A 12,393-nucleotide genomic window follows, 5' to 3' on the forward strand; every position below is an offset into this window, starting at 1 on the left:
GCGTCCTTCCGTAGAGGGCGAAAGGTAAAAATTCGTACCCGGGAAGGCCGGGGGCGATTACCTTTCGTGGCAACCATGGGCGCTTATCCCTACCTCAAGGCCTTGCACCTCGTATTCGTGGTCAGCTGGTTCGCGGGCCTGCTCTACATCGTCCGCCTGTTCATCTACCACGTCGAGGCCGAGGCGCGGCCCGATGCCGAGCGCCGCGTGCTGGAAGCGCAGTTCACCATCATGGAGCGCCGGCTCTGGTACGCCATCACCTGGCCCGCCATGATCCTGGCCGCCTTTTTCGGCACCTGCCTGATGATCCTCATCCGCGCTTACGAGCAACCTTGGTTCCATATGAAGCTCGGTTTCCTGGTTCTCTTGATCGGATACCATCTTTACTGCGGGAAAATCCGCAAGGACCTGCTCCAGGGAAGGTGCCGCCTGACTTCCAAGCAATTGCGCGTCTGGAACGAAGTCTCGACCCTACTCTTGTTCGCGATCGTTTTCACAGCTGTTACCAAAAGCCCGGCGATGGCCGGGAAGGCCATGGCCTGGGTCATCGGCGTGGCCGCCCTCGGCACGCTCGCGCTGACCTTGATCCGCAAACGGAAGCGGACGCCGGGATAAACGGGCGCATGCGGTACGTCATCGCCCTCGACCAGGGAACCACCAGCTCCCGCTCGATCCTGTACGACGAGCGACTGAATGCGGTCGATCAAACGCAGCGGGAATTCACCCAGCATTTCCCGTCGCCCGGATGGGTCGAACATGACGCCGAAGAGATCTGGGAAACCCAATGGGCCACCTTGCGGGACTTGATCGAACGCAATCGGCTGAAGGCCGGGGACATCGCCGCCCTGGGAATCACCAATCAGCGGGAAACGATTGTCGCTTGGGACAAGCGGTCGGGAAAGCCCCTGGCGCGGGCCATCGTGTGGCAGGACCGGCGCACGGCGGCGTTCTGCCAGGCCCTGAAAAAGAAAGGCGTCGAGCCGGCCGTACGGCGTAAGACCGGCCTGGTTCTCGATCCGTATTTCTCCGGCAGCAAGATGCATTGGCTGCTCAAGCACGATGCTGCCGTGAAAAAGGCCGCCGCGGAGGGCCGTCTCGCCTTCGGCACCATCGATAGCTGGCTCATTTACAAGCTCACCGGCGGCCAACGGCACGTAACCGAGACCAGCAACGCCTCCCGCACCCTGCTGATGGGCCTCAAGTCCCTGGCTTGGGACGAATCCCTGCTGAAATTGTTCGGAGTGCCCGAGGCGGCCTTGCCCCTGATTTTATCCTCGGACGCCGATTTCGGGACCTGCACGGCTCCCGGTCTGGAAGGCGTGAAGATCCACGGGGTCGCCGGCGATCAGCAAGCGTCCCTCTTCGGCCATCGCTGCTTCTCGCCGGGGTCCGTCAAGAACACCTACGGGACAGGCTGCTTCCTGCTCCGCAACGCGGGTCCAAAGCCCGTTCCCCCGCCCAAGGGCCTATTGGGCACGGTGGCCTGGACCCTGAAGGGCAAAACGACTTACGCCCACGAGGGCGCCGTGATGATCGGCGGCGCGGTGGTGCAATTCCTCCGCGACGGCCTCAAGATCATCGGGGATGCGTCCGCGAGCGAGGCCTTGGCGGCTTCGGTTCCCGACAATGGGGACGTGTACTTCGTGCCGGCGTTCGCGGGACTGGGCACGCCCTATTGGGATCCGGACGCGCGCGGCCTTTTGATCGGCCTCACGCGCGGGACCACGCGGGCGCATATAGCGCGGGCGGCCCTCGAATCCATCGCCTTCCAAAGCCTCGATTTGATCCGAGCCTTCGACGCCGGGTCCAAAGCCCGCGGGCCCAAGGCGCGCGGCCTCAAGGCCATCAACGTGGACGGCGGGGCCAGCCGGAACAAATTGCTGATGCAGTTCCAGGCCGACATCTCGGGGGCCGAGGTGCGCGTGAACCGGAGCGCCGAGGTGACCGCTTTGGGCGCCGCCATGCTGGCCGCCCTCGGCTGCGGCCTGGTCGCTTCGCAAGCGGATTTGCTCAAATTGGATCTCGGCTTGGATAGCTTCCGGCCGGACATGGGCTCCGCCCGCCGCGAACGCCTGGTGGCCCGTTGGCATGACGCCGTCACCCGGTCCCGGGGCTGGGCGAAAGAGTTATAATCAAGAGCCATGTCGCAGGTTAACGGGAAATGGATCGTGGTGCTTCCCCCGGAGGGAGCCGCCCGCCAGGTCGGCGAGAAGGCCTGGGAAACCTTGTCGGCCCAAATCCCGGCGGCGGACCGGAAGCTCTTCGACATCAAGACCTATCTCGCCGCCTTCGATCGCCTCCTGAAGGATCCCGCGGACGAGATGGTCGTCGATCTGGCCAACCAGGCGTTGGTGGTACAGGCCATGGACTTCGGCGCCACCCATATGCTGGTCATCGCGCTCAGCCCCGTCACCCGGTTCACCGTCGATTTGCTGCGTCGCCGCGGCGTCCGCATGCTGCATTGGTTCATCGAGGATTACCGCCAGGCGAAGTATTGGAAGGAAGTGCTGCCGGCCTATTCCGATTTCCTCGCCATCCAACGGGGACCGGTCGAGCAGGCCTGCGCCGCTGCCGGAGTGCGATTCGCTTATATGCCCACCGCGCCCATCCTCAAACCGCGCGAAGCGGTCCGGGGCTGGCGCGAACGCGAAGCCGTCGTCGCCTTCATCGGTTTCCCCAGCCGTTACCGCGTGGAGGTGCTGGAAACCATGGCCCGGGACGGCGTGACCCTGAAAATCGCCGGCCTGGGTTGGGATCGCTATCGCGGGCTTTTGGAGCCTTGCCTGACCGGGCGGGGATGGTTCGGGCCCGATGAGGCCTTCAAGCTACTGGAGGGTTCCCGCATCGGACTGCATCTTCCCAATGACGATCCTTCCGCCGATCGCTCCGATTCCCACGTGAGCCCGCGGGTGTTCGATATTCTGGCGGCGGGATGCCTGCTCTTAAGCGAGGACGCGCCCTTGATCCGGGAAACCCTGGCAGGCTGCGGATTCAAGGAATTCCGGGGACCGGCGGAAGCGGGAAAGGCGGCGAAGGCGGCATTGTCGGAACCGCCCGACGAAGGGATCCTGGCGCGTAATCGGGAAATCGCCCTGTTGGAGCATAGCTTCGCGCGGCGCATGGCGGATATCCTGGCTTTGGCGGGTAATCCGGCTTAGAGCGTCCAGGGGGGGATATGAAACCGAGGGCAGTACTCCGGCTCGAACTTGAGTCTTCTTCCGCCCACCCTCCCGAACATCATCCTCTCTTCCACCTCGAACACGGTATCGCAGAATTGATTCTTGACCCGTAGGCTCTCCCGCAGGCGAATCTTGTTCACGACTGGCAGCGGGAAGGCCCCGGAAGTGGATAAGGTAAAGCTGGAATCACGCTTGCACGGAAGCATGGGGCGGCTCGTACTCGTATCCAGCCAGGGTCGGCATCCGCCTTGGTTGCAGTAAAGCTGCGCCGATCGGAATGCCTGGACCTCTCTGGGAACGTCATAGTACCTGGAAAATAAGAGGGTATCCCCGGTTCGCAACTCGAATTCCCGCACTGAAACGGACATGGAATCGCCGGGATACAACTGGTTCCAAAGTTCGTAGATGCCGGGAGCCGGCGTATCGTAGTTGATCCAGTCCCCGCTGCATTCGGCCTTCCGGGTGGCCTCGATAACCCAGGTTCGAAGCTGCAAAGTATCGTGGCAGGACGGCAGGGGGATTTTCCGAGTGGCGAATCCGCCGGTATCAATGCTTTCGAAGTTGGATTCCCCGACGTAAGTTTTGAAGCGACCTTGCGAGCAGGCGAACAGACCAATCGCGCCGATGCAAAATCCCAACGGCAGAATGTTCATTCAGCAAAACATAGCACGTGAAACGTCAGGGAGATGCATTCTCGAGGCCACCAATCGAAATGGTGATAAAACCGGCTGGAACAGGCTGTCCACCCCGGCGGGCGCGGGCTCAATGCCCGTGGGCGGCTTCGTCCCCTTGCAGGAATCCCTCGGCATCCAAGGCGGCCATGCAACCCGTCCCGGCCGACGTCACGGCCTGGCGGTAGCGCTTGTCCTGCACGTCGCCGGCGGCGAAAACCCCGCGCACATTGGTCCGGGTGCTGCCGGGCTCGGTCAGGATATAGCCCGATTCGTCCGTCTTCAACTGCCCTTCCAAGAAGGCGGTATTGGGCGTATGGCCGATGGCGTAGAACAGGCCCTTGGCGTCGAGGTAATGTTCCTTGCCCGTCTTCACGTTCTGCACTTTCACGCGCTCCAGGCAATCCTTGCCTTCCGCGTCGAGAAGCAGGGTGTCCCAGACCATTTCGATCTTGACGTTGTTGAGGGCGCGTTGCTGCATGGCCTTGCTCGCGCGTAGGCTGTCGCGCCGATGCACGAGATACACCTTGGAGCCGAACTTGGTCAGATGCGTGGCTTCCTCCACCGCCGTATCCCCGCCGCCGACCACGACCAGGGGCTGGTTACGGAACAGGGGCAGCGCCCCGTCGCAAACGGCACAAGCCGAGATGCCGCGTTGCCACAGGGCCTCTTCGCCCGGGACGTGCATACGCTTGGCGGTGGCGCCGGTGGCGATGATGACCGTCTTCGCTTCGATTAAATCATCCTCGGCCCAAATCTTGAACGGGCGCTTGGAGAAGTCGACCTTGGTCACCGTCTCGGTGCGGATGCGCGTGCCGCAATGGATGGCCTGTTCGCGCATGCGGACCATGAGCTCGGGGCCGCCGATGCTCGTGAAGCCCGGGAAATTCTCGATTTCGGTGGTGGTAGTGAGCTGGCCCCCGGCCGCGACGCCCCCGGCCATGAACCCCTCGAACATGAGGGGATTAAGGTTGGCGCGGGCGGCATAGATGGCGGCCGTATGGCCGGCGGGACCCGATCCGATGATGACGACGTTTTCGATGGCCATGGGCTGTCTCGCTCCTCTTACGGCCTAGCAAGTTAAAAAAAAGCCTAGCTGGCGATAAAGCTTCCCCTATCGGATAATGGGGAATCATGGAATCGCCGACCCCTTCCAAGGCTCGTATCCCCGTTGCCAAAATGGCCGCCTTCGCGGGTGCGTACGCCGCGCTTGTCCTCGCCGGCCGGTTCCTTTCCTCCGGATCCGGGGACGGCCTTCTCTTCTGGCCCGCCCCCGGCATGCTCACCGCCGTTTTACTGATCGCCCCGCCCCGCCAACGCTTCCGTCTCTTCGCCTTCGCCATGGCCGCGGGACTGGCCGCTTACTTGGCCACCGCGAAAAACTTCCCGGCCGCCGCCGGATTCTGGATCTCCGATCTGGCCACGGCCGCCTTGGCCGCGTACCTGGCTCTCCGCGTTCCCGGCGGCCCCGGATTCCTGAACAACCTTTCGGGCACGGTTCGATATTTCACCCAAGTGGTCCCCGCGGGCGCGGCATGCGGCGCGGTATTGCATGGCTTCTCTTCGGCCCTGTTCCTGGGCACGGGATGGCTGGGTCCCCTGGCGATCAGCTTCTTGGCCGCCGCCGCCGGGCTCGCGGTGATCGTGCCTACGGTCCTCTCCTGGTCGCAAAGGGATCAGGCCTGGGAAGCGGCGACCGCGCGCCATATCCGTTTCGGTGTCTGCGCCTCTCTCGCCCTGATCGTCGGTTACCTGGTTGACACGCAACCCGCTTGGATCGTTTACGCGGTCGGCAGGCCCCTGCCTTATGCCATCTTCCCTTTCCTGCTGTGGGCGGCTTTGGATTTCGGCGCCCGCGGAACAGCCACCGTGCACCTGGGCGCCTACCTGTTGGGAGCGGGGCTCGACGCCATGGGGCATGGGCCGTATCAAATGGGGCAAAGGCTGGGCATGGGACTGGTAGGCCCGCTGCAATGGTATCCCTATGCCGCCGCTTTCTGCACCATGGCGCCGGCCGTGCTGGTCCGTCGCCAGAAGCGCATCGAAGAGAAGTTGCGGATGCGGGAGTCCCGCTACGGAAAGCTTTGGTCCAGCAAGCTGATCGGGATTTTCGTATTCGACCCCAACTCGATGATCGTGGAAGCCAACGATACCTTTCTCGCCATGATGGGCCTGGAGCGCGAAGAGTTGGATTCGGGAGGAATCGACATCGCCCCCTTGACTTCACCCGAATTCTGGGCCACCAAGTCGGGGAGAATCGAGAAGTTCCTCCGTGACGGATCTTATGGACCGTTCGAGCGGGAATGGGTGCTGCGCGACGGCCGGCGCCTTCTCAGCATGGTTTATTCGGCGCGGATGGACGGGACGGACCGCTCCCTGGCCATGGTCATGGACGTACACGAATTGGATCAAGCCCGTAAAGAGCTGCGCTTACGGGATTCGCGCTACCGGGGGTTTCTGTCCAGCACCATCATGGGGGTGTTCGTGTCCACCTTGGATGGCAGCCTGGTGGAGGCGAACGATACCTTCCTGGCCATGATCCGCCGGACCCGGGAGGATCTCGAGGCGGGTAAGGTCCATTCCCGGGACATGGCGACCCCGGATTACCTTTCGGGGGCGGAGGAACGGCGGCGGCAATTCGCGGAAGAAGGCCGGATGGGCCCATTCGATCGCGAATGGCTCTTGCCCGATGGCAGCCGCCTCAATACCTTGTTCTTCGCCACCAAACTGGAGAACGGGGACGCCCTGTGCATGGTCTTCAACACCAACGAGCTCAAGCGCACCAAGATGGAGTTGCGCGCGGTGGAATCGCGCTTCCGTTCCCTGCTCGACTCGAATATCCTCGCGGTGGCGGTATTAAACGAGAAATTCATCGCCGAGGAAGCGAACGAAGCCTTCCTGGCCGTCTCCGGCTATACTTACGCGGACTTGGAAGAGGGCGCGATCAACACGGTTGCCTTCGGCGCTTCCAGGCCCGCCGAGGAAATCGAATCCCAGCGGCGGCTGCTATCCTCGTCAGGCGGGATCAGGCCCCAGGAAACCGTATGGACCCGCAAGGACGGCGCTCTCGTCCCCGTCTTCCGGGGGATCACCCGCCTGGACGAAAGCAAACGATGGCTGGCCGTGGCCCTCGATCTCACCGAACTGAAACGCACCCAAGCCGAACTGGAAAAGGCCAAGGGCATCGCCGAGGCCGCCAGCCTCGCCAAGTCGGACTTCCTGGCGCATATGAGCCACGAGATCCGCACCCCATTGAACGGGCTATTGGGGATGCTCGCCTTCCTGCTCGATTCCCGCTTGAACCCGGTCCAGGCGGATTATGCGCGATCCGCGCGGGAGAGCGGAGCCCATTTGCTGGCGCTCATCAACCAGATCCTGGATTTCTCCAAGATAGAACGCGGCCACATGGAGCTTGACCGGGAACCTTTCACCCTGGAGGCCGTGGTGGACGGGGCGATGTCCGCCCTGGCGGAATCCGCGCGCCAGAAAAACATCGTCCTGTCGAAGCGGATGGATCCGGGCCTGCCCTTCCGGTTCGCCGGCGATGCCACGAGGATCAGGCAGGTGTTGCTGAACCTGGCCGGGAACGCGGTTAAGTTCTCGCAAGCGGGGACTGTGGAAATCACCGTGCGCTTGTTGGATCGCGCCGGCTATCGCTGCCGCATCGGTTTCGAAGTCGCCGACCAAGGCCCGGGCATCTCGCCGGCGGCCATGGCCTCTTTGTTCCAGCCTTTTCGGCAGGGAGACGATTCCATGTCCCGCGCGGCCGGCGGTACGGGCCTGGGACTCGCCATCAGCCGCGATCTCGCGCGCAGGATGGGCGGGGACATGGAGGCCGAGAGCGAAGCGGGAAAAGGCAGCCGCTTCCGCTTCCATATCGAAGCGGACGCCTTGGATGGGGTCCCGGATGCCTCCTCCGGCGAGAGCGCTTTCACGGGCTTTCTCCCCGGCGGTCCCATCTGGGCCTCGCCTCCGCGCGTGCTGGTAGCCGATGATCACCCCGTGAACGTGAACGTGGCCTGCATCATGCTGGAGAAGATGGGTTGCGCGGTCGACGCCTTTCCCGACGGGGCCTCCGCCCTGGCCGCGATCGCGGGTAAAACCTACGACTTGGTCTTCATGGATTGCCAGATGCCGGGCATGGACGGGTTCGAGACCACGCAGCGATTACGCGCGTGGGAGGCCGCCGATCCGGCGCAAGGCGGTTGGGAACGCCCGCGCGTTCCCGTCATCGCCTTAACCGCGCATGCGGTGGCAGGCATGCGCGAGAAATGCCTGGCCGCGGGAATGGATGATTACCTGACCAAGCCCTTCTCGCCCGAAGACATGGAAAGCATGATCCGCAAATGGGTGGTTCCCGGCGTCGGAAGCGAGTCCTTGGTGGATGCGTCCCGGCTGGCTTCGCTGGACGACGGCACGCCGCAGGGCAGGGAAAATACCCGCCGCCTGGTCGAGATGTTCCTGGAAAGCACCCGCGAATCCTTGGGGCGGATCCGCGCGGAGCATGGCGGCGGGGATGCCCAGGCTCTCGTCAAATCCCTCCATCGCCTGAAAGGAAGCTGCGCGACGGTGGGCGCGATCGGCATGGCCGATAAGCTCAAGGAAATGGAAACCTCGCTCCGTAGCTCGGGGATCCGGTCTTTGGACGAGGGTATCCGGGACTTAGCGAACCTGTTCGCGCTCACCGGGAAAGCCTTGGTTCATCTTCCCGCGCGAAGCCTCGACTGACTCCTCCGGATAAAGCGGAGTAAGGATCTAATCGGCGGGCCCGGCCGCGGGCTTACCGCCCGAGGACCAGGAATAGGCCCTATGCTGCAACTCCCGGCCGGATTCGGCCCCGAGCTTGCTCTTCAGGTGCGCGATGTGGGCTTCCACCGTCTTGACGCTGATGGAGAGCCGCTCCGCGATGCGCCGGGTGGTCATCCCCTCGCCCAGGAGGCGGAAGACTTCCAACTCGCGATCGGTGAGCTTGTCGATTGCCGTTGCCGCCGCGGGTTCCCGCCGGCCCGCGAGGCCCAACAGGATTTTCCGCTTCATGCTTTCGCTCAGGATGATTTCCCCCGCGAGCGCCTGGCGTACGCCTTCGGCGAGCCTTTCCGGCGGGGAATGTTTCATCAAGTAGCCGCGGGCGCCGGCGCGCAGCGCGCGTTCCGCATAAGCGTCCTCGTCATGCATGGAGAGGACCAGTACGGGCAGATCCGGATGCGTCTCCTTGACGGCCTTGATCAGGTCAATCCCGCTGGCGCCTTCGAGATCCAGATCGGCGAGGATGAGGTCCGGTTTGGCCGACTCCAAAATGCTCATGGCATCGGCCATGCCTTCCGCTTCGCCGCACACGAAAAATCCCGCTTGGCCCAAGGCCATTTTAAGACCCTGCCGCACGACCGGATGATCATCCACGATCAAGATGCGCGCTGCAGCCTTTTCCGTTTGCTGTCCCGACATGCGGACGCCTCCAAATAAAGTCCGTTGACGATAAATGATAGAATAGACGGATAGGGCATTGCCCGATTCCCGACCGCGAGTATTTCCCAAAAACGGGAATCCGTAACAAACCGGCATAATTTATCGGTGGCGCCGAATTCAGCGGGATTTTGACCTTTCCCCCCCCAGGGTTTAGATTTGCCTTGCCCTATGGATACCGTGCGCATCGACAATGTCGAGATCCATCTGGCGAAGCCGGTGGGGCTCAAGCCCGAATGGATCGGCCAGGAAGAGCCGCTTACCCAGTTGATGGCCTGTTGGCTCGCCGTCCATCCCGATGACCAACCTCTTTGCCCCCGCCTGGTGGGCCATCCCGGTCTGGGCAAAACCACCCTGGCCATGGCGGCCGCCCGCAAGCGCGGGCAAAACGCCTATGTCCTGCAATGCACCGCCGACACGCGGCCCGAGGATCTCATCATCACCCCGGTGTTGGGCGAGAAGGGGAACATCAAGTACCAGGCTTCGGCCCTGGTCTCGGCGATGCTGACGGGAGGTTGCGCCATCCTCGACGAAGGCAACCGCATGTCCGAGAAATCCTGGGCCTCCCTGGCTCCGTTGCTGGACGATCGCAGGCAGGTCGACTCGCTCGTGGCGGGCGTAACGATCCTTGCCCATAAGGATTTCCGCTGCGTCGTAACCATGAACGAGGACGATTCGACTTTCGAGATCCCCGACTACATCATGTCGCGCATCCAGCCCGCCATCGAACTGCCTTTCCCCAAGGCGGAGGAAGAGCTGCGCATCCTGCGTTACAACCTTCCCTCCGCGCCCGAAGATCTGATCCGCATCTGCGTGGGATTCTTGCAACAGGCCCATGGCCTCGATCTCCCCTACTCCATCCGCGACGGCCTGAACGCCATCCGCTTCGCGGAGAAACTGAACGAGCTCCGTCCCGGCAAGTGGGAAGCCCTTTTCGCCGTCGCCGTACGCCAGGTGTTGGGCGACGAGGCCCTGGACATGGAATCCCTGGCCGAACGCCGCCGGCGCGAAGGCCGCCTGCCCAACATGCAACTGGGCGATTTCTTTTTCGACGAGGACAATCCGTTGAACCCGGATCGGGATTGAAGGACGCCTAGGCCCCGAGCGGTTATTATGACGATCGCTCTCTCCCCGCATATCCACGCCTTCCCTATCCGCCACGGCAAGGCCCCATTCGCCATGGCCGCGCGCCGCCTGCTCTGGGAAGGCAAGTGGGACGCCCTCGCCATCGCCCTTCCTGCGTCGCTGCGCGAAGAGGCCCTCGCCGGCGTGGAAGCCTTGCCGTCGGTGCGGGCCCTGGTGATCCGCGTGGAAGGCGAAGCCAAGTGCTATCTGCCCTTCGATCCCTGCGATGCCTACATCGAGGGCATGCGCCAGGCCCGGCAACGCCGGCTCCCGGTCCATTTCATCGAAGACGATTCGCTGCTGGATGCCCCGTTGCTGCAACCCCTGCCGGACGCTTATCTGGTCCAGGGCATCGGCACCGGGCGCTATCTGGAACTGGCGCGGGAACTGCTGGCCCAAGCGGAACCGGATGCGCGCATCGATCGACGCCAACGGTTCGCCGCCCAAGCGCTCCGCCGCCTGCAACGGAAGCACGAACGCATCCTGCTCCTTTGCGATTTTCCCTTGCTGCTGGCCTTGCAGGCATCCTTCCCGGCCGCCTCCATCGAAGCCATGCTCGCCGAAGCCGGAGGAACCCTAAGCGGAACCCCAGGCGGAGTCCATGGGCAGCCCGCCTCCGAGGCCGATGGGGGCAGGATCGACATCCGCTCATATCCGGTCAAACCCGAACTCCTCTACTTCGCCTTGGGCGAACTGCCTTTCTACGCCGCCGAAATGGAAAAGGAACGGCTTGATCCCCTGGCTTCGCCATTGGACTATCTCGATTTGATCAAGAAGATCTTTTCCGCCACGCGGGAAAGCTTCCTCGACGAGCCCGGGGAAGGCGCGGCCATTTCCGTAAAGAAGATCCAGACGGCGCTGATCTTCCTCCGCAACCTGGCGGTGCAGCAGGGAAGGCTGACACCGGACCTGGCCGATCTGGTGGAAGCCGCCAAGGGCGTGTTCGGCAACGCCTTCGCGGCCAAGGTCATCGAAGCGGCCCGCCGCTATCCCTACTCCGATTCGGAGGAAGCGGAAGCCGGATTCCTGGAGATCGGGAAGGACCATATCCGCGAGCCCGAGGGCGCCCTCGCGGACGGGGAGCCGCTGGCCGCCTTCAACCTGCTCGAAGACGAGCCCAAGACCTGGAAGACCATCCGCCTCAAGAAGGAGCCGGACCGGGAAAAGCAGCGTCGTTACCGTTACGCATGGGACGCGCGCGGGATGTGCTCGCATACCCCGGAAGACGAGCGCATAGAAGGGTTCAACCGCGCCGTGCGGCGACGCTCCCGCGATCTGGATCTGCAAGGATTCGCGCGCACCGAAAAGCTGACCACTTCGCTGCGGGACGGCATCGACGTCCGCGAAACGCTCCGCAACTGGACCACGGGCGGCATCTACGTGCGGGAGATCCCGCCGGCGAAGGGCCGCGTGGATACCGTCGTCATCCTCTTCGACGTCGATCACGATGAACGCTATCCCACCCGCAACACGTGGTACGCGGAACATGACGAAGAATCGACCCTGGTTTTCTTCGCCACCGATCCGCTGGATAAAATGATCGGGCCGGGCATCGCGGAATCGGAGTACGGGGGCCTGAGCCTGCTTTTCCCGCCCCGTCCCGTGCCCAACGTCTTCGACCTTCCCGCCAAGGAATTCGGCTTCGCCAACCTGGCCGAGCAACTGCTCTACGGCGCGCTGATCAACACCCGCGAACGGGTGGTCGCCTGCGTATCGCAAACCCCGCCGGGATTGCGTCTCAAGCGCATGGCGGCCCGCAACGGCAAACGCCTTTCCTGGGTGCCGATGGGCTCCTTCAGCGCGGAGACCTTGCGCCGCCTGCGGAAATTCCACGTCCTCAACGGCAAGCACGTGCGGGCCTGGGCCCCGCGTTTCATCCCGGACTGAGAGATCGGAATTTGGGTTTCCTCCGCCCCCAAATCCCCCAATCCTCCCCCGAACCTTCGCGCGATCCT

General features: G+C 63.3%; 9 protein-coding genes. 6 read left to right on the forward strand and 3 right to left on the reverse strand.

Features of this window, described 5'->3' with window-relative positions; genetic code table 11:
* Positions 1-75: 75 nt before the first annotated feature.
* From JF616_08890 to JF616_08900, 3 genes are read left to right on the forward strand one after another with little or no spacing between them, the layout of a single operon-like run.
* Positions 76-615, forward strand: coding sequence for a CopD family protein (locus tag JF616_08890; GenBank protein MBW8887857.1), 540 nt, complete (start codon positions 76-78; stop codon positions 613-615).
* Between the two features lie 8 nt (positions 616-623).
* Positions 624-2,132 carry a glycerol kinase GlpK gene (glpK, locus tag JF616_08895; GenBank protein ID MBW8887858.1) on the forward strand — a complete coding sequence of 503 codons (1,509 nt, stop codon included), beginning with the start codon at positions 624-626 and terminating at the stop codon, positions 2,130-2,132.
* A 9-nt stretch (positions 2,133-2,141) separates the two neighbouring features.
* The gene (locus JF616_08900) at positions 2,142-3,158 is read left to right on the forward strand and encodes a glycosyltransferase family 1 protein (GenBank protein MBW8887859.1); all 1,017 of its coding nucleotides are present in this window, start codon (positions 2,142-2,144) and stop codon (positions 3,156-3,158) included.
* Here JF616_08900 and JF616_08905 read toward each other — a convergent pair.
* Entirely contained in the window at positions 3,155-3,832 is a 678-nt protein-coding gene (locus JF616_08905) for a hypothetical protein (GenBank protein ID MBW8887860.1), read from the reverse strand. The genes JF616_08900 and JF616_08905 overlap by 4 nt on opposite strands.
* Before the next feature lie 109 nt (positions 3,833-3,941).
* Positions 3,942-4,898, reverse strand: coding sequence for a thioredoxin-disulfide reductase (gene trxB / locus JF616_08910; protein ID MBW8887861.1), 957 nt, complete (start codon positions 4,896-4,898; stop codon positions 3,942-3,944).
* An 86-nt stretch (positions 4,899-4,984) separates the two neighbouring features.
* Between trxB and JF616_08915 the strand changes: the two genes are divergently transcribed.
* Entirely contained in the window at positions 4,985-8,578 is a 3,594-nt protein-coding gene (locus tag JF616_08915; protein MBW8887862.1) for a response regulator, read from the forward strand.
* A gap of 27 nt (positions 8,579-8,605) precedes the next feature.
* On the opposite strand, the gene JF616_08920 is transcribed toward JF616_08915, so the two are convergent.
* Positions 8,606-9,295: a response regulator transcription factor gene (locus JF616_08920; GenBank protein ID MBW8887863.1), complete on the reverse strand. Its 690-nt coding sequence runs from the start codon at positions 9,293-9,295 to the stop codon at positions 8,606-8,608.
* A 189-nt stretch (positions 9,296-9,484) separates the two neighbouring features.
* On the opposite strand from JF616_08920, the gene JF616_08925 reads away from it, so the two are divergent.
* Entirely contained in the window at positions 9,485-10,399 is a 915-nt protein-coding gene (locus JF616_08925; GenBank protein ID MBW8887864.1) for an AAA family ATPase, read from the forward strand.
* Between the two features lie 27 nt (positions 10,400-10,426).
* Complete coding sequence (locus tag JF616_08930; GenBank protein MBW8887865.1) at positions 10,427-12,325, forward strand: hypothetical protein; 1,899 nt, start codon at positions 10,427-10,429, stop codon at positions 12,323-12,325.
* Positions 12,326-12,393: the final 68 nt, after the last annotated feature.

This window comes from Fibrobacterota bacterium (assembly GCA_019509785.1).
In the GTDB taxonomy this organism is placed as follows: Bacteria; Fibrobacterota; Fibrobacteria; order UBA11236; family UBA11236; genus Chersky-265.